Source organism: Natronomonas halophila (assembly GCF_013391085.1).
GTDB classification, from domain to species: domain Archaea; phylum Halobacteriota; class Halobacteria; order Halobacteriales; family Haloarculaceae; genus Natronomonas; species Natronomonas halophila.
Genome location: NZ_CP058334.1, coordinates 105,165 through 122,946 on the forward strand (window position 1 = coordinate 105,165; position 17,782 = coordinate 122,946).

At 62.8% G+C, this 17,782-nt stretch carries 21 protein-coding genes; 10 read left to right on the forward strand and 11 right to left on the reverse strand.

Translation table 11 applies throughout. From position 1 onward, the window contains the following. The first annotated feature begins 45 nt into the window (after positions 1 to 45). Positions 46 to 1,260 (forward strand): acyl-CoA dehydrogenase family protein, encoded by a 1,215-nt coding sequence (locus tag HWV23_RS00455; RefSeq protein ID WP_178288440.1) that lies wholly within the window; start codon positions 46 to 48, stop codon positions 1,258 to 1,260. A gap of 32 nt (positions 1,261 to 1,292) precedes the next feature. Here HWV23_RS00455 and HWV23_RS00460 read toward each other — a convergent pair whose 3' ends face one another. The 3 genes from HWV23_RS00460 to HWV23_RS00470 all read right to left on the reverse strand — a co-directional run bounded on the left by HWV23_RS00460 (position 1,293) and on the right by HWV23_RS00470 (position 5,485). Further along, complete coding sequence (locus HWV23_RS00460; protein ID WP_178288442.1) at positions 1,293 to 2,798, reverse strand: class I adenylate-forming enzyme family protein; 1,506 nt, start codon at positions 2,796 to 2,798, stop codon at positions 1,293 to 1,295. A gap of 303 nt (positions 2,799 to 3,101) precedes the next feature. Continuing rightward, a complete protein-coding gene (locus HWV23_RS00465) occupies positions 3,102 to 4,712 on the reverse strand; it encodes a class I adenylate-forming enzyme family protein (protein WP_178288444.1) in 1,611 nt (536 codons plus the stop codon). Next, positions 4,709 to 5,485, reverse strand: coding sequence for an IclR family transcriptional regulator (locus HWV23_RS00470; protein WP_178288446.1), 777 nt, complete (start codon positions 5,483 to 5,485; stop codon positions 4,709 to 4,711). The genes HWV23_RS00465 and HWV23_RS00470 overlap by 4 nt, the downstream gene beginning before the upstream one ends. A 1,433-nt stretch (positions 5,486 to 6,918) precedes the next feature. Here HWV23_RS00470 and HWV23_RS00475 point away from each other — a divergent pair. Further along, positions 6,919 to 7,392: an ester cyclase gene (locus HWV23_RS00475; RefSeq protein WP_178288448.1), complete on the forward strand. Its 474-nt coding sequence runs from the start codon at positions 6,919 to 6,921 to the stop codon at positions 7,390 to 7,392. 24 nt (positions 7,393 to 7,416) lie between these two features. Here HWV23_RS00475 and HWV23_RS00480 read toward each other — a convergent pair whose 3' ends face one another. Both HWV23_RS00480 and carA read right to left on the reverse strand, forming a co-directional pair. Continuing rightward, positions 7,417 to 8,043, reverse strand: coding sequence for a GNAT family N-acetyltransferase (locus HWV23_RS00480; RefSeq protein ID WP_178288450.1), 627 nt, complete (start codon positions 8,041 to 8,043; stop codon positions 7,417 to 7,419). 64 nt (positions 8,044 to 8,107) lie between these two features. Beyond that, positions 8,108 to 9,172 carry a glutamine-hydrolyzing carbamoyl-phosphate synthase small subunit gene (gene carA / locus HWV23_RS00485; protein ID WP_178288452.1) on the reverse strand — a complete coding sequence of 355 codons (1,065 nt, stop codon included), beginning with the start codon at positions 9,170 to 9,172 and terminating at the stop codon, positions 8,108 to 8,110. Positions 9,173 to 9,274: 102 nt separating this feature from the next. Here carA and HWV23_RS00490 point away from each other — a divergent pair, with 102 nt between their 5' ends. The 3 genes from HWV23_RS00490 to HWV23_RS00500 all read left to right on the forward strand — a co-directional run bounded on the left by HWV23_RS00490 (position 9,275) and on the right by HWV23_RS00500 (position 10,731). Continuing rightward, positions 9,275 to 9,688, forward strand: coding sequence for an Lrp/AsnC family transcriptional regulator (locus HWV23_RS00490; RefSeq protein WP_178288454.1), 414 nt, complete (start codon positions 9,275 to 9,277; stop codon positions 9,686 to 9,688). 46 nt (positions 9,689 to 9,734) lie between these two features. Beyond that, entirely contained in the window at positions 9,735 to 10,343 is a 609-nt protein-coding gene (locus HWV23_RS00495) for an NUDIX hydrolase (RefSeq protein WP_178288456.1), read from the forward strand. Between the two features lie 187 nt (positions 10,344 to 10,530). Then, positions 10,531 to 10,731, forward strand: coding sequence for a DUF7317 family protein (locus HWV23_RS00500; protein WP_178288458.1), 201 nt, complete (start codon positions 10,531 to 10,533; stop codon positions 10,729 to 10,731). On the opposite strand, the gene HWV23_RS00505 is transcribed toward HWV23_RS00500, so the two are convergent. The 3 genes from HWV23_RS00505 to HWV23_RS00515 all read right to left on the reverse strand — a co-directional run bounded on the left by HWV23_RS00505 (position 10,728) and on the right by HWV23_RS00515 (position 13,446). Further along, positions 10,728 to 11,972, reverse strand: coding sequence for an MmgE/PrpD family protein (locus HWV23_RS00505; protein WP_178288460.1), 1,245 nt, complete (start codon positions 11,970 to 11,972; stop codon positions 10,728 to 10,730). The genes HWV23_RS00500 and HWV23_RS00505 overlap by 4 nt on opposite strands. 90 nt (positions 11,973 to 12,062) lie before the next feature. Then, positions 12,063 to 12,398, reverse strand: a complete 336-nt coding sequence (locus tag HWV23_RS00510) for a DUF7977 family protein (RefSeq protein ID WP_178288462.1) — start codon at positions 12,396 to 12,398, stop codon at positions 12,063 to 12,065. Beyond that, on the reverse strand, positions 12,391 to 13,446 hold the full coding sequence (locus tag HWV23_RS00515) for a zinc-binding dehydrogenase (protein WP_178288464.1): 1,056 nt from the start codon (positions 13,444 to 13,446) through the stop codon (positions 12,391 to 12,393). The genes HWV23_RS00510 and HWV23_RS00515 overlap by 8 nt, the downstream gene beginning before the upstream one ends. 90 nt (positions 13,447 to 13,536) lie before the next feature. Here HWV23_RS00515 and HWV23_RS00520 point away from each other — a divergent pair, with 90 nt between their 5' ends. Continuing rightward, on the forward strand, positions 13,537 to 14,226 hold the full coding sequence (locus HWV23_RS00520; RefSeq protein WP_178288466.1) for a MogA/MoaB family molybdenum cofactor biosynthesis protein: 690 nt from the start codon (positions 13,537 to 13,539) through the stop codon (positions 14,224 to 14,226). Positions 14,227 to 14,237: 11 nt separating this feature from the next. On the opposite strand, the gene HWV23_RS00525 is transcribed toward HWV23_RS00520, so the two are convergent. Beyond that, positions 14,238 to 14,783, reverse strand: coding sequence for a hypothetical protein (locus tag HWV23_RS00525; protein WP_178288468.1), 546 nt, complete (start codon positions 14,781 to 14,783; stop codon positions 14,238 to 14,240). Positions 14,784 to 14,861: 78 nt separating this feature from the next. Then, positions 14,862 to 15,176: a cupin domain-containing protein gene (locus tag HWV23_RS00530; RefSeq protein ID WP_178288470.1), complete on the reverse strand. Its 315-nt coding sequence runs from the start codon at positions 15,174 to 15,176 to the stop codon at positions 14,862 to 14,864. Positions 15,177 to 15,251: 75 nt separating this feature from the next. Here HWV23_RS00530 and HWV23_RS00535 point away from each other — a divergent pair, with 75 nt between their 5' ends. The 4 genes from HWV23_RS00535 to HWV23_RS00550 all read left to right on the forward strand — a co-directional run bounded on the left by HWV23_RS00535 (position 15,252) and on the right by HWV23_RS00550 (position 17,564). After that, a complete protein-coding gene (locus HWV23_RS00535; protein ID WP_178288472.1) occupies positions 15,252 to 15,530 on the forward strand; it encodes a 4a-hydroxytetrahydrobiopterin dehydratase in 279 nt (92 codons plus the stop codon). Then, positions 15,530 to 15,931 (forward strand): LWR-salt protein, encoded by a 402-nt coding sequence (lwrS, locus tag HWV23_RS00540; RefSeq protein ID WP_178288474.1) that lies wholly within the window; start codon positions 15,530 to 15,532, stop codon positions 15,929 to 15,931. The genes HWV23_RS00535 and lwrS overlap by 1 nt, the downstream gene beginning before the upstream one ends. 237 nt (positions 15,932 to 16,168) lie before the next feature. Further along, a complete protein-coding gene (locus HWV23_RS00545; RefSeq protein WP_178288476.1) occupies positions 16,169 to 16,804 on the forward strand; it encodes an HAD family hydrolase in 636 nt (211 codons plus the stop codon). Between the two features lie 37 nt (positions 16,805 to 16,841). Then, positions 16,842 to 17,564 (forward strand): CPBP family intramembrane glutamic endopeptidase, encoded by a 723-nt coding sequence (locus tag HWV23_RS00550; protein ID WP_211693290.1) that lies wholly within the window; start codon positions 16,842 to 16,844, stop codon positions 17,562 to 17,564. On the opposite strand, the gene HWV23_RS00555 is transcribed toward HWV23_RS00550, so the two are convergent. Continuing rightward, complete coding sequence (locus HWV23_RS00555; RefSeq protein ID WP_178288480.1) at positions 17,561 to 17,767, reverse strand: hypothetical protein; 207 nt, start codon at positions 17,765 to 17,767, stop codon at positions 17,561 to 17,563. The two genes, HWV23_RS00550 and HWV23_RS00555, sit on opposite strands and share 4 nt — an antisense overlap. Positions 17,768 to 17,782: the final 15 nt, after the last annotated feature.

Consider the following 17,782-nt stretch of genomic DNA (forward strand, 5'->3'; position numbering starts at 1 on the left):
CGCTGGCGTCACAAGTTATTTCATTGCTCCTCGTGACCAACGCACATGGAGTTCGAGTACGACGACTCGGAGACGGCCACGGAGCTAGTCGAACGGACGAAGGCGTTCATGGACGAGGTGGTCATCCCACGGGAGCGCGAGGATTTCCTCGGCGGCGGCGAGATGACCGACGAACTGATTGCGGAGTTGCGGGCCGAAGCGAAGGAACGCGACCTGTACGCCCCACAGATTCCCGAAGAGTACGGCGGACTCGGCCTAGATTTCCGAGACGTACTGCCGATGTTCGAGCAGGCCGGGCGGTCGCTGCTGGGGCCGCCCGCGCTCCGCGTCGATGCGCCCGACGAGGGGAACATCCACACCATCGAGATGGTGGGAACGGACGAGCAGAAGGAAGAATGGCTGGTCCCGCTGGTCGACGGCGAGTACACCTCGGCCTTTTCGATGACCGAACCGATGCAGGGCGGTGGGTCGGACCCGAAGATGATCAAGACGACCGCCGAGAAGGACGACGACGAGTGGGTCATTAACGGCCACAAGTGGTGGACGAGTCAGGGCGACGAAGCCGACATCCTGCTCGTGATGGCACGGACGAACCAGGACGCCCACCCCTACGAGGGCTGTTCGTTCTTCCTCGTGCCGCCGGAGACCGACGGCGTCGAGTTCCCGCGTGATGTGCCGTATCTCGGCGACTCGTGGGGGATTAGCCATCCCGAAGTCATCTACGACGACGTGCGCGTGCCCGAAGAGAACCTGCTCGGACCGAAAGACGAAGGGTTCGGTATCGCCCAGCGGCGACTTGGACCCGCACGGCTGACCCACTGTATGCGCTTCTGCGGGATGGCAAAGCGGTCGATTAACGTCGCGAAGTCCTACGTGAGCGAGCGGGAAGCGTTCGGCAGCGACCTCTCGGAGAAACAGTCGTTGCGGTTCACGGTCGCACGTGCGGAGACGCGCCTGCACGCCGTCCGGACGCAGGTCCGGCACGCGGCCAGACAAATCGCCGCGGGCAAGGAAGCCCGCATCGAGGTCGCGATGTGTAAGGTGTTCGCGGCCAACGTCGTCAACGAAATCATCGACGACATGCTTCAGTTGTGCGGCGGCAACGGGATGGCCCGTGACCTGCCCCTCTCCTACTTCTACGAGGACGTCCGCGGGTTCCGCATCTTCGATGGGGCCGACGAGGTCCACCTCCGGTCGATTGCCCGTGAAGCCTTCGAGGACGTCGACGATGAGGAGATGCAGACCGTTACGCGGTTCTGAGAGCGCGAGCGGGGTCTCCCTCGGTCGAACGCTCAGTCGAGTCGGTCGCGGAGCGAGACCTTGTCGATTTTCTGCGTCGACGTCTTCGGGAGTTCCTCGACGAACCGGAACTCCTTGGGGACCTTGTAGCCGGCGAGGTGGTCCCGAATCAGTGCCTCCAGTTCCTCGGGCGTCGTATCGCCGACGACGAACGCGACGATTCGTTCGCCGAGGCGGTCGTCGGGTCGGCCGACGACGGCGGCCTCTTGAATCTCGTCGGCCGCATAGAGGACGTCCTCGATTTCGCGCGGGTAGACGTTCTCCCCGCCCGTGATAATCATGTCATCGAGTCGGTCCTCGACGAAGAGGTATCCGTCGGCGTCCATCCGCCCGATGTCGCCGGAGCGGAACCACGTCCGGCCGTCGCGGTCGACGAACGCGTTCTGGTTTTTCTCGGGGAGGTCGTAATAGCCGGCCATCACCGTATCGCCGTGCCAGAGGAGTTCGCCCTTCTCGTTGGCGCCGACCGCCTCGCGGGTGTTCGGGTCTTCGATTCGAACGTCCATGACGTCGTTGCAGACCTTACCGATGCTGCCCGCTTTCCGGTCTTCGTCGCCGATACGATTGATGGCCGCCAGCGGTGTCGTTTCCGTCATCCCGTAGCCCTCCAGCAGCGTACAGTCGAAGGCTTCCTCGACGGCCTCGATGCGCTCTTTCGGCATCGGTGCGCCGCCGACGCCGATGACCTCCAGCGACGAGAGGTCGTAGGCGTCGACGTCGTCGACCGCGAGGAGGTCGATGACCATCGTGGGGATGAGGAACGTGTAGGTGACGCCGTGTGTCTCGATGGCGTCGAGCGCCGTCTCGGGGTCCCAGGCCGGCAGGAAGTGGTTGGTCGCACCCGCGAAGACGAACGGCGTCGTGGTGATGTTCAGCCCGGAGACGTGGAAACACGGACAGACCGTGAGGCCGACCTCGTTTTCGCTCCAGTCCATGTAGCGCAGGAATCCCCTGGCGTTCGTCGAGAGGTTCTGGTGGGTGTGTCTGACGCCCTTCGGGCGGCCGGTCGTTCCGGAGGTGTACATCATCTCGGCGACCTCCGACTCCTTTCGCGGATGGACGTCGTAGGCCGAATCCGCGTCGGCGATGAGGCCATCGTATGCGGTTCCGAGCTCGCCGCCGACAACAATCGTGTGTTCGACGGAATCGACGTCCAGTCCCGCGATGACGTCCTCGAACGTTCCCGTGGTCACGACGGCCCTCGCACCGGCGTCTTCGAGGACGAACTGTATCTCCTCGCCCTCGAAGCGCATGTTTATCGGGAAGGGAATCGCGCCGCGTTTCATCGCCCCGAAGTAGGCGACGGCGAAGGTCACGCCGTTGGGGAGATACAGTGCGACTCGGTCGCCGGCATCGATACCGAGACCGTCGAGGGCGTTGGCGAAGGCGTTCGTCTCGGCCGCGAACTCCTCGAAGGTCAACTCACGCTCGGGGTCGGTAATCGCGGTTTTCGTGGGACTGTCTCGTGCCGCTGTATCGACACAGTTGGCAAAGTTCATCGGACGGTCAGGGTGTCGCAGTTACAGTCTAAAACGTTTTCGCCGGATGGAACGGAATTCGGTCGATTCGAAGCCGCACGGCAGAAAGCACCCGCTGGGGCAACACGGGTGGGACCATGGTTTCGATGGCGGCGACAGTCCTGTGTGAACTGTGCCCCGAATAGGTTGATTCGACCATGAGTTATATTCCCACAGGTATGAGAAATCCTTGCCGGTTGGGGCCCCGAATTACTCGTACTGACCGGAGCCAAACGTCTTCAGTAGGCCGATATCCGCAGAACAGGAAGGAAGATGAAACCGGAGTTACCGGCTGAGTTCGTATCCGCTTTCCCGGTCCCAGGCGCCGTTGGTTCCCTCGGATTGGAGGTCCTGCTTGCGGATTTTGCCCGAGGGGTTCCGCGGGAGGTCGTCCCGGATTTCGATGTACCGGGGGACCTTGAGGTACGGGAGTCGTTTCTCGCAGTGGCGACAGATTTCGACCGGCGAGACGTCGGCACCGTCCGCCGGTACGACGACCGCTTTGATGTCCTCCTCGCCGCCTTCGTTCATCACGCCGATTACCGTCGAGTGGTCGACGGCGGGGAGTGCGTCGATTACGCTCTCGATTTCTAGCGACGAGATGCGGCCGGCGATGCGACCACGATAGAGGGAGTTCTCCTTGGTCGCCACGAAGTAGACGTAGCCGTCCTCGTCGCGGTAGCCGATGCCGCCGGTGTGAATCCACTGGTTACGACAGTCCTCGATGGTCTGTTCGGGATTGCCGTAGTAGCCCTTCATCATGGTGTTCGGTCGGGTCGGCCGAACGACGATTTCGCCGCGCTCGCCCGTCTGGACGGGCCAGTCGTTCTCGTCGACGATCTCGAGTTCGACGTAGGACGGCGGTTTGCCGACGCTTTCGAGGTTTCGGTCGCCCCGGCGGTTGTACGCCGCCAGCGTCGATACCTGCGTCGTTCCGTACCCCTCCATAATGGTGAGGTCGAACCGTTCCTCGAAGTTCCGGAACAGTTCCTCGTCGGAGGCGAACCCCGGGCTGGCACCGACGGCGAGTTCGGCCGGGGTCGTTCCGCCGGCGGGCCCGATATCCTGATTGTATAGCACCGAGAGCATCCGACTGAGATAGAGAAAGACCGTCGCGTCGTAGGTGTCGATCTGGTCCCAGAAGAGTTCGGGCTCGAACCGGTCCTCGAAGACGAACTCGGCGTTCGCCAGAAGCGTTCCCATCACGCCGAGTTGGAACGTGTAGATACTGTATAGCGGCAGCGTCGTGAACACCCGGTCCTCACCCGAGTAATCGAAGAGGTTTTTGGCGGCCTCCCAGCCGGTGTTGACATACGAGAAGTGGGGCATGAGAACGCCTTTCGGCTGGTTGGTCGGATGCTGCTGGATGTACGTCAGCGAGACCGTATCGGCGGCCTCGACGGAGGTTTCGGGTGGGGCGGGGTCGGAACCCTCCACGAGGTCGTGGAAGTCCCAGTAGTGGTGGCCGTCAGCCGCGTCCCCGAGGAAGTACTCCCGTGTCAGTTCGGGAGCCTGGTCTTCGACCTCCTCGTAGTCCGGTCGCGTGGTCGAATCCAAAAGCAGCACGTCGATATCCGACTCCGAGAGGACGTACGCGAGCGTATCACCCGTAAATCGCGTGTCGATGGGCGTCGCGACGGCACCGATTTTGGCGAGCGCGAAGAAGGCGAACACGTACTCCGGTGAGTTGTACATGAAGAGCCCGACGTGGTCGCCCGGTTCGATACCCTGGTCGAGGAAACCGTTGGCGACCATGTTGGCCTTCCGATCGAGTTCGCCGAAGGAAACCGTCCGTTCCTGGTACTGCAGGAACTGCTCGTCTTCCCGCTCTGCGGCTTTGGTTTCGAGGGCGTCCCTGACCGTCCGGATGGATTCGGGAGGCGAGATGTCGCTCATCGGTCGCTTCCCTCCTCGGAGAGCGTCCCGGTGATATCCGATGCGACCGACTGCAGCAGCGATGGGATGTCATCATCGAGGCTTTCGCCGCCGAAATCATGCGAATATCCGAACACGCCGATTGCATGTGACTGGCCGTGGGTGTCACGAAAGGCAACGCCGATGGATTGGACGCCGAGTGCCGCTTCACCATCCGTGTACGCGTACCCCTGGTCGCGCACCTCTTCGAGTTGGTCGAGCAGTACCGCTTCGTCGGTCACCGTTTGGCTCGTATACTCGGGGAGTCCGTGGTGGTCGAGTATCTTCCGTATGTACTCGTCGGACTGTTGGGCGAGAATCGCCTTGCCGGGGCCGTGCGTGTGGAGGTACGACCGTTTCCCGACCCGACCGAAGATGACCCGACCGTCCTCCGGCACCGACGTATCGACGAAGATGCCCCGGCCGATTTCCTCGGTGATCCACCACGCTGCCTGCGAGGTTTCGGCAGCAACCTCGTCGAGGGCTGCCTCGACCACGGTTCCGATTTCGAGGCTGTTCCGTGCTGCCATCCCGTGAGTCAGGAACCGCAGGCCGACCCGGTAGGTTCCGTCGCGGTTCACTACGTACCCGAGCGATTCGAGGGTGCTCACGTAATTGTGGACGGTGCTTTTGGATACGTCCAGATAGTCGGTTAGTTCGCTGATCGTGGCACCATCCTGTTTCTGGATGATGCCGACTATTTCGAACCCCGTCTGGACGGATTTGACGTGACGAGAGGACGATGCGGAGAACATGGGTACCTGTTGCGGAGGTCCGTTTAAATACTTACCGGCGATTCTGGATTCGACCCCGATTTGTTATCTCAAATACTCGAATACCGTCCACATATACTGCACGTAACTCTCATCCAAATTCGGAGTTGACGTAGTCATTCTCACTAGTACGACGATTTCGACCACTATCTGGGAACATCGTAGTTCACCGTTCAGGTTTTGTAAACGCTATCTCTGGACGAGATATTACGTCAGCGGCGGCTATGCGTATGAGGAGGCGCGCTTGCGTGACACATCGCCGAATGTGGATTGCCGTCCACGATATGTATGGTATTCCTTCACACCCAATAGGTGTTCGTCCACCATAGATGGACGACAGGACGGTCGATTGCTGGTCGGCGACCACAGTATCGAGGATGCGCCCGCCATCGACCGTATGGAGGAGAACTGCCCAGAGGAACAACCTCCCAAAGGGAGGTGTGGTGGACATGCTAGTACGTCGCGTCCGTCGACGCCCAACTGGATAACAAAATTATGTCTGTTATTTTCAGTTGACGTCTATCATAGTTCGGTGGCTTCCGGACCCGGAACTCAGCTCACGTGTCCATCGTGAGGTCTCAGGCATTCGCTGCTGGTTTTCGCGCTCTTATCGTCGCTGTTTATGTTCCTATAGCGCCGAATAAATCAAACGGAACATAGCGATTCTATCGCCATATGATAACAAAATTAGGGTTGTTTGTCCTAGCGGTGCTGTATAACGGATACCGAAGTGGCCCAGGTCCGCAATTCAGTCTACGCGGGTGGTTTCACTGTCGTGTAGGAAGCGTGTTTGGTCGGCTGGCCGCCTTTCTGTTTCCGCTATTAGTTCGGCTCGATGAGGTCGCGGTAAGCGTGGATCCGTTGAGCGGGAGGAGCGGGGTCAGCATACTGCTGGTGGCGTAAATACATATGCGGTTATATAGTTGATATCTGATGATTTAGAATATACATAAATAACTTTATCTTTTAACTAAGACACTCAAAGCGCAGGCTTGATCGAGCCGATGCTGTCCTCAAATCGGATCTATCCCTGTGGGAGTACAGCGTCAGCTTGAGCTACAGCCAAACTTATTTCCAGAGAGTTTATTTTGGAATATATATTAAATCATTCAATATTTTGAACATCTAGTACTTATGTGGAAAATAGTAAGTATATATCCGTAACAGACCTCAGTACGAACCACGGTCTCGTCGTCCACAACGTGATTCGACTCGCGTTGTTAGTCGGCCGTAGATCGACTTTTGACACCACATTGTGAATTAACGCATAAATCAAATCTCGCTTATTATCAGATCTCAATATCATATCTATTTTTGATAAAACAGCCAGGTCATCACAGGCTGCCGTCACGGTGAACCACTCTTAGCCAATCGCAGCCTGTGGTTTGAAATCACTTACCGCACTATCAGGATGTATGGGGGAGAACCCTATCGACGAATACTACGACCGCTACGTGGAGGGGTGGAACAACCACGACCCGGAGACGGTGATGGAAGCGTTCGCCGACGGTGGAACCGTTTCCGACCCGGCCACCGACGGGACGCTCTCGGGCGATGAGATTCGGGAGTGGGTCGAGGAGACAACCGAGGGATTTCCGGACGTCCGTTTCGAGGTGGACCGCCGTTCATCGGACGAGGAGGCGGGCCGGCTGTTCGTCGAATGGACGATGTACGGCACTCATGACGGCCCGTTCGGGCCGCTCCCACCCACGGGAGAATCGGTCGAGTTGAGCGGCGTCGACGTGATTTGCTTCTCCGAGGACGGCATCACCTCCATCGACGGGTACTTCGATATGACCGAGTTCAAGGCGGAACTCGGACTCACCTTTCCCGCCGTTATCGGAACACTCCCGAAACTCGCCGTCGGTGCCGTCAAGCAAGCAGTGTGAGGCGAGAGACGGTCCCGCTCGTTTCTACCACTCGAACGTGGCGTCGTACTCGCCACCGGTGGCTTCCTGCCATTCCGCAGCGGTAATCGAGTAACGAACCGTATCCCGCGGTTCGCCACCCATGACGAGGGTGTTCCGAAGCAGGCCTTCCTTGCGGCCGCCGAGCGCGTTGACGTACTTCTCGATAGCACGCTGGGACTTCTCGTTATCGGGCGCGTGGGTGACGGCAACGACTTCTAGGTCCAGTACGTCGAAGGCCAGCGCGACGATGGTACGTGCGCGTTCGCCCGAGTAGCCCCGGCCCCAGAAGGGCTTGCGGAACCAGACGCCGAGGTTACCGCGGCGGTGGTCCCAGTCCACGCTGAGGTTGCAGGCACCGGCGAACTCGCCGGCATCGTCCTCGCTGTCACAGGGGTAGATGGCATAGTCGACGCCCTCGTTTTCATCGAACTGTTCGCCGACCTGTTCGACGAACTCCATCGTCTCCTTGGGATGCTGATGGGGCCCCCACGTCACCCACTTGGTAATCTCTTCGATGCCGGGGGCGCCTTCCCTGGCGTGCTCGTACATCTCGTAGGGGTCGAAGTAGTCCGGGTGGACGACCTCGTATCGGAGGCGGGGACTCTCGATGGCGGTCGGAAAGAGGGCCATACCAGCGAGTGTATGGGAGATGGAAAAAGGGTTGCTGGAGGTTGCGAAAGAATACCGAGGCCCGTTAATCGGCGTTCGGCTTCGGCGCGGCTTCGGTCATCTCGATGACGTCGTCGAAGAAGCCGAGGGTGTCGTGGGGGCCGGGGTTGGCTTCGGGGTGATACTGGCGGGTGATGATGTCCAGTTCGTCGCTTTCGAGGCCTTCAGGGGTGTCGTCGTTGACGTTAATCTGGGTGACTTCGAGTTGGCCGGGTTCGGCGACGGTGTAACCGTGGTTCTGGGTCGTCATGACGACTTTCTTGCTGCGGAGGTCCTGAACGGGCTGGTTGACGCCGCGGTGGCCGAACTCCATCTTCTCGGTTTCGCCGCCGAGCGCCTCGGCGATGACCTGCTGGCCGAGACAGATGCCGGCCAGCGGCAGGTCGCCGACGTACTCGTCGACCAAGGCGGCGGCCTCCTCGAAGTTCTTGGGGTCGCCGGGGCCGTTGGAGATGAAGAGGACGTCAGGGTCGACCGATTCGACGTCGGCGACGGTGGCGTCGTAGGGCAGAATCTCGACGGTAGCGTCGCGGTCGACCAGCGAACTGGTAATCGAGCCCTTGGCGCCGCAGTCGATGAGGGCGACGGTCGGGCCGTCGCCATCCGGGTTGTGGGTCAGTCGGTCGTCGACGCTGACCTGTGCGCCGATTTCGGTGTGTTCGCTCATGCCCTTGCACTTGCTGAGTTCCTCCTCGGCGGCTTCGGGCGTGGCGTCGGGGCCGGCAGCGATGCCGCATTTCATCGCACCCTCCTCGCGGATGTTGGTGACGAGGTCGCGAGTGTCGAGGTGGTCGACGGCCGGGATGCCCTCCTCGGTGAGCCACTCGGCGACGTCCTCGGTGAACTCGCGGGCGACGGCGGCGCGCGGGTGGACGCGGTCGGATTCGAACCGCTCCTCTCGGACGCCGTAGTTGCCGATGAGCGGATACGAGAAGGTGAGGACCTGTTCCTCGTAACTCGGGTCCGTCAGTGATTCCTCGTAGCCGGTGTAAGCGGTTGTAAAGACCAGTTCCCCGCGTGTACGGCCGGGTGCACGAGCGCGGGCCTCGACGACCTGCCCGTTCTCCATGGCCACGTAGGCGTCCGTCATTACGAGAAGCGTATGTTACACCCCCAATTAACGCTTGTGTTCGAAACAGAGTTACGAAATTCGTAATCGGTAAGTGACCCCGGACGCAACGCTCACACCTCGATGGACGACCTCGACCGCCAGATACTGGCCATCCTCCGGCGTGACTCCCGGACGCCCTACACCGAAATCGCCGACGAAATCGGCACCTCGGAGGGGACGGTTCGCAACCGTGTCGAACGCCTCATCGACGAGGGAGTCATCGAACGCTTTACCATCGCCACGCGGACCGGCAACGTCAAAGCGATGGTCGAAATCGGCGTCGCCGTCGACGTCGATACGGGCGGCATCTCCGACCGGATGGCCGACTGGAAGGAGGTCGACTTCGTCTGGCAGGTCTCCGGCGAGGAGGACATCGTCGTCGTCGCCGACACCACGGACACCGGCACGCTCAACGACATGATTACCCGCGCCCGCGAACTCGACGAGGTCGTCTCGACGAAGACGCGCCTGATTCTCGACGAAAAGCTCGGATAGGGGGCGAGTCGAAGAGTCCTTAACAGCCACCCCCATTGCAAAAGCCATGAGCACTGACGACATCGACCCCTCGGGGGCCGCCGACGAGGCGTCCGGCGATTCGGCGCCGGCCGACCACGAGAACGCCCTACAGGACGTCATCGCCGTCGACGCCGACGACAACGAACAGGACCTCGTCAACCGACTCGACGCCCACACCGGCGACGGCATCCGCCACCGCGCGTTCACGGCGCTGGTCTTCGACGGCGACGGCAACATCCTGCTGGCCCAGCGCGCGCCGAACAAGCGCCTCTGGGACACCTACTGGGACGGCACCGTCGCCTCCCATCCCGTCGAGGGCCAGACCCAACTGGAGGCGACACGCGAGCGCCTCGACGAGGAACTCGGCATCGCCCCCGACCAGTACGACGACCTCCGCGTGACGGACAAGTTCGAGTACAAGCGCTACTACATGAACGAGGGCCTCGAATGGGAGGTCTGCTCGGTGCTACAATGCACGCTCGATGACCTCTCGATGGACCCCGACGAGGAGGAGGTCGCGGGCCTGATGTGGGTGCCCTACGAGCGCCTCTACGAGAACCCGAAGTGGTACCGCCAACTGCGCCTTTGCCCGTGGTTCGAGATCGCGATGCGCCGCGATTTCGCCGAAGAGTAACCGACGGTACCGCTTTTTCGCCCCGTTTTCGACGCTCCTGAGTGCCGTATCCCACACCACAACAGCAATTATTGCCGTGTCTTTTTGACAAACGTACGTTTTGATTGTGGGTAGGACATGGCGTAACACGTCAATAATAGCGAGAAAAGCTTTACATATTTTCGAATAATACTCGAAATCGACCACTATGTCCACAGACCAGGTTCGGGACGCGGTGGCAATGTATCTGAACGAGTCCCTGACCGAAGCGGAGGCCGCCCGACGTGCCGGCCTCTCGCGGGCACAGTTCCGACAGTACGCCCGTACCTGTGGACTCGCCCTTCAGGCCTCGGAATCCGACGTCAACGCGGCGGATGCCGACACAGAGGCGGCCTCGCTACGGGGTTAATCCAACAGTCGCGAGAGTTCGGCGGCCGTTTCTGCTTCCAGTGACCGGACGGTATCGACGATAGCCGTCCGTCGCTCGGCGTCGTAGGCATCGGCCAGCACGTGGAACTTCTCCTCGACGACGCCCCACGAGGCCGGCTTGGCGGGATGGCCCGTCGGCCATTGGACCTCGGCTTCGTGTTTCGCGCCGTCACGCGCGGTGACAGTCACCCGGGACGGGAGTTCGCCGATGCCGACCCGCTCGTCGAAGTAGTCGGTGCTCGTTATCTCGACGGCGTCGGCGACTGGCCGGAGGTCGGCCCGCTCGCCGGGGTGGACGGTTACGTCGCGGTCGACCAGCGCCGCGGCGATGGCGCGGGCGTCGATTTCCGGAACGGCCTCGGCGTATGTTTCGACCGATACGTCGTCGATATCCGCGGGGTCGAAGGCCGTATCCTCGGCCACGTCGAGAGCGGCTTCGGTGGCCGCCTGTGCGTGCGGGTGGCCGGCGTGAGGTCGTATCGCAGCGTCGCGCACGCGCTCGCAGCCGGGGTCGAAATCGAGGTCGAACTCCCCGACAAGGTCGGTCCAGCCGCCCTCGGCGCTGAAAGAGTCCGGGCCGACGACGCCGCCTTCGGCGAGCAGGCAGGCTTCGAGGCCACTGCGGGCGGCCGACCCGACGGCGATAGGGTCGAAGGGGCGTTCCTCGATGCCGAGCGTGCCGCGACTCGCCGCGAGGCCGATAGCGCTCGTGAGTTTGTCGACGGGAAAGCCCATCGCGCGTCCGGCCCCGGCCGCGGCCGCAATCGCGGCATGGGTCGCCGGATGGAACCCGTCCAGCGGCGCGTTCCACGCCAGTTCGCCATGGACTTCGTGGGCAGTAGCGAGGCCGGCGAGCAGGTCCTCTCCGGGGGCGCTGCGAACCTCCGCGGCGGCCAGCACGGCCGGAAGGGGCGCGGCGGCAGACGAGAGCGTCGGTGCGAGATAGGTCGCGCGGTTGCCGGCCTCCGTGAGCGCGGCGTTATACATCGCCGCGTCGGCAGGGGCGGCCTGTCGGTCGGAACCCCACAGGCGGCTTTCGGCCGCGTCGCTGCGACTCGCCACCGCGCGTCGGATTCCACCGGTCGGTTCGACGTCGAGGCTGGCGAGCGCGACGCCGACCGTATCGAGGACCCGACGCTTGGCGGCCGCTCGGACCTCGTCGGGCAACTCCTCGTAGGATACCTCCGCCGCGAACCCCGCGATGTCGACTGCCGATGGCATGACCGTAACCCACACAGCACGCGGGCAAAAGCGTTCGGTGGCACCGCCTGCCGCCGAACGTTCGGGCACCGCCGCAACCGCAGTCGCCCGCTACGGTCGCGTCGTCGCCCACACCGCGAGGATTCCGAGCACGACGGCCGGAATCATCGGCAACGCGAGATAGGTGTCCCAGAACGTGAGGCCGAACACGGACGGAGCGTAGGGGTAAGCGTAGATGATGCCCGGAATAAGCAGGAAGGCGACGAACACGGCCCCGACAAGTGCCCAGCCTCGCCAATCGAACTCCCGGTCAACGTCATTCGGGTGTGGGTGCTCATCGGGGGCGTCCGGCGACTCGTTGCCGGCGGGGCCGCTATCCGCCCCCGTCGATTCGCCGTCCGGCGCGTCGCCGTCGGCGTCCGGTTCGTGGACGTAGGTATCACTCATGCACGTCGGGGTCGTATTCGCTGTCCGGGACGACGACGACGGACCCGAAGCCCTCTCGGCCTTCGAGCATTTCGTGGGCGCGCACGACTTCGCTCATCGGCAGGACCTCGCGGATGCGCGGTTCGAAGGTCCCGTCGAAGACCTTCGCCATCACGTCGTCCATCTCGCCGGGCGTGCCCATCGTCGACCCGAGGATGTCGAGCTGCTTCCAGAACACCTTCGGGATGTTCGTCTCCGGGGAGATGCCGGAGGTGGCACCGCAGGTGACGATGGCGCCGCCGCGGGCCGCCACCGAAAGCGAGCCGTCCCACGTCGCTTCGCCGATGTGGTCGACGACGACGTCGACGCCGCGGCCGTCGGTAATCTCCTTGATTTCGTCGACGAAATCGTCCTCCTCGTAGTTGACGAGGTGGTCGGCACCGATGTCGCTCGCGTAGTCGAGTTTCTCCTCGGAGGACGCGGTGGCGAAGACCTCACAGCCCTCGTTAGCGGCAATCTGGACCGCAGCGTGGCCGACGCCGCCGGAGGCGCCGTGGACCAGCACGCTGTCGTTCTGCTGGATTTCAGCACGGGTAATGAGCATCCGCCACGCGGTCTGGAAGACCAGCGGGGCCGAGGCCGCCGTGACGAAATCGACGTCCTCGGGCAGGTGGATGAGGTTGTCCTCGTGGAGCGCCGTCTGCTCGCTGTGGACGCCGCGGACGTGCTCGCCGATCATCTTGAAGTCGACACACAGCGACGTCTCGCCTTTCCGGCAGAACTCGCATTTCCCACAGAAGACGTTCGGGTCAACGACCACCCGGTCACCCTCCTCGAAGCGGGTGACGTCCTCGCCGACCTCGTTGACGACGCCCGCGCCGTCGCTGCCCTGGATGTGCGGCAGTTCCTCCGGACTGGGCATCCCCTTGCGCGTCCAGACGTCGAGGTGGTTGAGACCGCCGGCTTTGATGTCGACGAGTACCTCCTCCGGGCCGATTTCGGGGTCCGGGAAATCGCCGTATTCCAGTACGTCGGTCGAACCGTGCTCTTCGTAGAATATCGCTTTCATAATCCCCCCTGTGTCCGCACCGTGCAAAACACTAGCGGAGAAAGCAAAGTGGACGGTGGACTTTACTCCGCGGCCATCGCAGTAGGCCTCATGGGCGATAATGCCACTCCCGCCGGCGGGAGTGAATCCGGACACGACGCGGGATATCACGAGCATGGTGACGAAGAGCACGAACACGATAGCCACGACCACGAACATGACCATGAACACGACCACCATCACCACGACCTCGAAGAACTGGGCATCGCCGTTCTAACCATTTCCTCGAGTCGCAGCATCGACGAGGATTCGGCGGGTGATACCATCATCGACATCGTCACCGACGCGGGCCACGAGGTGACGATTCGGGAACTCGTCGCCGACGACTACGACAAGGTCCAGGGCACCATCGACCGGTTCGTCGACCGCGAGGATACCGACTGCGTCATCACGACCGGCGGCACCGGCGTCACGCCCGACGATGTGACTGTCGAGGCGCTCGAACCGCTCCTCGAAAAACACCTTCCCGGCTTCGGCGAACTGTTCCGCCGCCTCTCGTACGACGAGATCGGGACGAAAGTCGTCGGCACCCGAACGGCCGCCGGCGTCGCCGACGGCGTCCCCGTCTTCTGCCTCCCCGGCAGTGAGGACGCCGTTCGACTCGGTACCGAGGAGATCATCATCGAGGAGGCGCCGCATCTCGCCGGACTGGCGAAACGCGAGGAGGAAGCGGACGAGGGGGACGACGCCGAGGACGACAGCGATGTCGACGAGGGCGAGAACGCGGACACCGAGGAATAGCTATTCGGAGGTCAATCGGTCGGCGTCCCCGATACCGTCGCGTCCGTACACGCGACTAACGTGGAGAACATCTGTGATTCGATGCGGCCGCCCTCCAGAATACTGACCTGCGTCCCGGAACTGTTACAGTCGAACCACGAGCGCGGCACGTCCGCCGTTTCAGCAGCCTCCATCTCCGGAACCCGAACGCGGAGTCGATACGTCGACGGTTCGAGCAGGGAACACTCGATGGCGGCGTCGGCCGCCAATTCCGAGGTGAGGTCGAGGACGGTTCGGTCGGCCGCCGCGTCGACGAGTCGAACCTCGACGGATGTGGTATCCGACGTCGCGTTCCACACGGACACTCCGTGCGGTTGGTTGTCCTCCGGGTCCGTGACACCCTCGCGACTGCCGACATCGAGTTCGGTCTGCACGCGGTCGGGGTCGAAGGACACGGAATCGTCGGCGCCGGGCGTGTCGTTCCCGTCGGTCGCGGAGTCCGGCAGCACCGGAAGCCGACCGACGAGCGGAGCGGACAGCACGGCCCCGCTGCCGGCGAGGAAGGTTCGGCGGTTCATATCCGGTCGTTCCGGCCGACAGGGCATAAGCTATCTCGAAGGTCAAAGAGCGGTTTGAACGGGTCGGTCGCGCCGGCCTCAGGGCAACGGACAGAGACTCGCCGTCAGAAGGGCGCGCTCGTCGCTTTCGTTCCGTGCGCCGTGTTCGACGCCGCGGGTGTTGTGGACGACGGCGGGCGCCGTCACGGTCTCCTCGGTGCCGTCCTGCGTGACGACGACCTCGCCTTCCAGCAGGTGAAAGACGTTCTCACAGTCGTCGTGGACGTGCGGGTCGAAGGCTCCGCCGGGACCGAGCGCGAACAGTTTCACCAGAACGTCGTCTTCAACGACGAGTTCGGCCGTCTCCACCTCGCCTTCGTCGGGCCGTACGTCGGATAGTTCGTTCATCGACATACCGGCCGTTTCGCCGCGACCCTTATAAATCGGTCCGCGCGTGGTTTTATCGGGCCGGCGGCCGACGTATCGGATATGAGCGACCTACTTTCCGACGACGAAATCGAGGCACAACTTCCCGACGGCTGGCACCGCGAGGACGACGAAATCGTCCGCACCTTCGGCTTCGAGTCGTATCTGGAGGGTGTCGGCTTCGCCGCCGGCGCGGGCGGCATCGCCGAGGAGGCCTTCCACCACCCCGAGATGACCATCGGCTGGCAGGAAGTCGAGGTGCGGCTGACGACCCATGACGCCGGCGGCATCACCGAGAAGGACATCGACCTCGCCGGGCGGTTCAACGAACTCGCCGACTGATGAGCGACGACGCTGAGGCCGGGGCGGATGCCGAGGCGGCCTACCTCTTCACGGTCCAACTCTACCTCGACGCCGAGGCCCCCGACGTGTGGCTCGACCCCGCTATCACCGAGACGACGATGCACAAGGCCGCGGCCGAACCGGGCGAGGAGGGCTGGATGTTCTTCCGGGACAACCTCTGGCGCGGGGAGATAAACAACTACGAGCACACCCGCCGGTTGGCCGAGGAAGCCCTCGGCATGGAGGTCCGGTCCATCGAGTTCCGCGAGTTGCGGGCCAGCGAGGCGTATTACGAGGACCTACAGGCCGAAATCGGCGAGCATCTCGACGCGTTCAAAGCCGACGACGCCGCGGAAGTGGTCAAGAAGTACCTCGGGTCGCGCGTCCACGTCCGGGAGTAGCGGTATGGCTTCTCAGGAGTAGTCCCCGACGCCGACGAGGCGCCGGCCCGATTAGACGGGGCTTACCAGCTCATCGGACCGAACTTCACGGATAGCGGCCCCGTCGTCGCTGAAAAGGGAGACATCCGACTGGAGTGGGACGCCCGTTCGTCGCCCGCAGAAGCCGTCGACTAATCGGAGATAGTCCTTCAACAATCCCGAAAGCACTTAACAACAAATGCCCTACTCACGTCCCCTATGACCGCATCGCCATACGACTACTGGGCGTTCGACCTCGACGGCACGCTCGTCGACGTGGAACCCGACTACGTCTACGACGTCTTCGGCCGCGTCGGCGACCGCATCGGCTACGGGTTCACCGACGAGCAGGCCGACGCCATCTGGCACGGCCTCGGCGGCTTCCGGAACGACCAACTCGACGCGTGGGGCGTCGACACCGAAGCGTTCTGGGACGCCTTCCACGCCGAGGAGGACCCGCAGGCCCGCGCGGAAGCGACCTTCCTCTACGACGACGCGGCGGTCGTCGGGCAACTCGACCAGCCGACAGTGTTGGTGACCCACTGTCAGGAATACCTCACCGACCCCGTCCTCGATAGTCTCGACATCCGTGATTGGTTCGATGCCATCGTCTGCTGTACCGAGGAAACCGGCTGGAAACCCGACCCCGAACCGGTCCACATGGCGCTCCGTGAGGCGGGCGCCGACGACGGCGAGGGCGTCCTCGTCGGCGACGGGCCACAGGACGTCGGTGCCGCGTGGAACGCCGGCCTCGACGGCGCCCACATCGAACGCCACGGCCACGAGCGCCGCGGGATGTGCGTCGTCGGCGACCACCGCCTCGAACGCGTCGACGAACTCGTCTCCGGTTCCTGACGAAATTTTAAGGGCACCGCCGTCGGTGGGTTTTGACGTGCCCTCCACGTCCGACCTGACAGCGGAGTCGCTGGATACGACCGTCGAACCGCTCGCCGACCGTATCGTTCTCGCCGCCGTTGCGGCGGTGTCGCCGATACTGCTGACGAGCCTGCTCATCGCCGGCTACGTCGGCCTCGCTGGCCCCGACACGGATATTCCACGAACGGTCATCGATACCGCCTACGGCGTCTCCGCGCTGGTGGTGCTCGGCGTGGTCTACGCCGCGCTCGGAAAGGCTGAATGGCGTGCGGCCATGCCGCTGACGACGCCGACGCGGGCCGAACTCGGCTTGACGGTCGTCTGCTTGCCGCTGGCTATCGGCGCCTTCGTCCTCGGCAGCACGGCCGGCGAACTGCTCGGATTCGAACTCTCCGGAATCAGCTACTCGCTGTCGAACACGCCGACGCTCGCGGCGGTCGTCTTCGGCGGTATCCTCGTCGCGCCGCTGGTCGAGGAACTGCTCTTTCGAGGATTGTTACTCGGAAGCCTGCTCGACCGCGGCCTGTCGCCGCTTTCCGCCGGCGTAGTCTCAGTGGTTCTCTTCGCGGCGATTCACCTCATCTCGCTCGGGCCCGCGGGCGTTCTCGCCATCGCCGGGTGGGCGATTTTCCCCACGCTGCTGCGACTCAAGTTCGACAATCTGGCGGGTGCGTGGCTACTCCACCTCGTCAACAACGTCTGGGCCTACGTCATCGTCGTCGCCCTCGGGTGGGCCTAGTCGTAGAGTTCGTCCGACAGCGGCAGTTCGAAATCCCCTTCCTCAACGGTATCGACGCCGAGGTCGAGTTCGAGCGCCTCGCTACAGTCGGGACACGGGAGCGCGAGCGTCGCCCGGAGCCCACCGTCGGCCTCGTAGAACTCGAGGATGTCGGCATCGCCCGGGTGCAGGTACTCGGCGTCCAGGTCGTGGTCACAGGACATACCCGAAGCGAGACG

Excerpts from the sequence above, each read along its gene's own strand:
- HWV23_RS00475 (WP_178288448.1), top strand. The coding sequence starts at position 6,919 with ATGGGGGAGAACCCTATCGACGAATACTACGACCGCTACGTGGAGGGG.
- HWV23_RS00455 (WP_178288440.1), top strand. The coding sequence starts at position 46 with ATGGAGTTCGAGTACGACGACTCGGAGACGGCCACGGAGCTAGTCGAA.
- HWV23_RS00480 (WP_178288450.1), bottom strand. The coding sequence starts at position 8,043 with ATGGCCCTCTTTCCGACCGCCATCGAGAGTCCCCGCCTCCGATACGAG.
- HWV23_RS00520 (WP_178288466.1), top strand. The coding sequence starts at position 13,537 with ATGGGCGATAATGCCACTCCCGCCGGCGGGAGTGAATCCGGACACGAC.
- HWV23_RS00500 (WP_178288458.1), top strand. The coding sequence starts at position 10,531 with ATGTCCACAGACCAGGTTCGGGACGCGGTGGCAATGTATCTGAACGAG.
- HWV23_RS00490 (WP_178288454.1), top strand. The coding sequence starts at position 9,275 with ATGGACGACCTCGACCGCCAGATACTGGCCATCCTCCGGCGTGACTCC.
- HWV23_RS00470 (WP_178288446.1), bottom strand. The coding sequence starts at position 5,485 with ATGTTCTCCGCATCGTCCTCTCGTCACGTCAAATCCGTCCAGACGGGG.
- HWV23_RS00465 (WP_178288444.1), bottom strand. The coding sequence starts at position 4,712 with ATGAGCGACATCTCGCCTCCCGAATCCATCCGGACGGTCAGGGACGCC.
- HWV23_RS00545 (WP_178288476.1), top strand. The coding sequence starts at position 16,169 with ATGACCGCATCGCCATACGACTACTGGGCGTTCGACCTCGACGGCACG.
- lwrS (WP_178288474.1), top strand. The coding sequence starts at position 15,530 with ATGAGCGACGACGCTGAGGCCGGGGCGGATGCCGAGGCGGCCTACCTC.
- HWV23_RS00495 (WP_178288456.1), top strand. The coding sequence starts at position 9,735 with ATGAGCACTGACGACATCGACCCCTCGGGGGCCGCCGACGAGGCGTCC.
- HWV23_RS00510 (WP_178288462.1), bottom strand. The coding sequence starts at position 12,398 with ATGAGTGATACCTACGTCCACGAACCGGACGCCGACGGCGACGCGCCG.
- HWV23_RS00535 (WP_178288472.1), top strand. The coding sequence starts at position 15,252 with ATGAGCGACCTACTTTCCGACGACGAAATCGAGGCACAACTTCCCGAC.
- HWV23_RS00530 (WP_178288470.1), bottom strand. The coding sequence starts at position 15,176 with ATGTCGATGAACGAACTATCCGACGTACGGCCCGACGAAGGCGAGGTG.
- HWV23_RS00525 (WP_178288468.1), bottom strand. The coding sequence starts at position 14,783 with ATGAACCGCCGAACCTTCCTCGCCGGCAGCGGGGCCGTGCTGTCCGCT.
- HWV23_RS00505 (WP_178288460.1), bottom strand. The coding sequence starts at position 11,972 with ATGCCATCGGCAGTCGACATCGCGGGGTTCGCGGCGGAGGTATCCTAC.
- HWV23_RS00555 (WP_178288480.1), bottom strand. The coding sequence starts at position 17,767 with ATGTCCTGTGACCACGACCTGGACGCCGAGTACCTGCACCCGGGCGAT.
- HWV23_RS00460 (WP_178288442.1), bottom strand. The coding sequence starts at position 2,798 with ATGAACTTTGCCAACTGTGTCGATACAGCGGCACGAGACAGTCCCACG.
- HWV23_RS00515 (WP_178288464.1), bottom strand. The coding sequence starts at position 13,446 with ATGAAAGCGATATTCTACGAAGAGCACGGTTCGACCGACGTACTGGAA.
- carA (WP_178288452.1), bottom strand. The coding sequence starts at position 9,172 with ATGACGGACGCCTACGTGGCCATGGAGAACGGGCAGGTCGTCGAGGCC.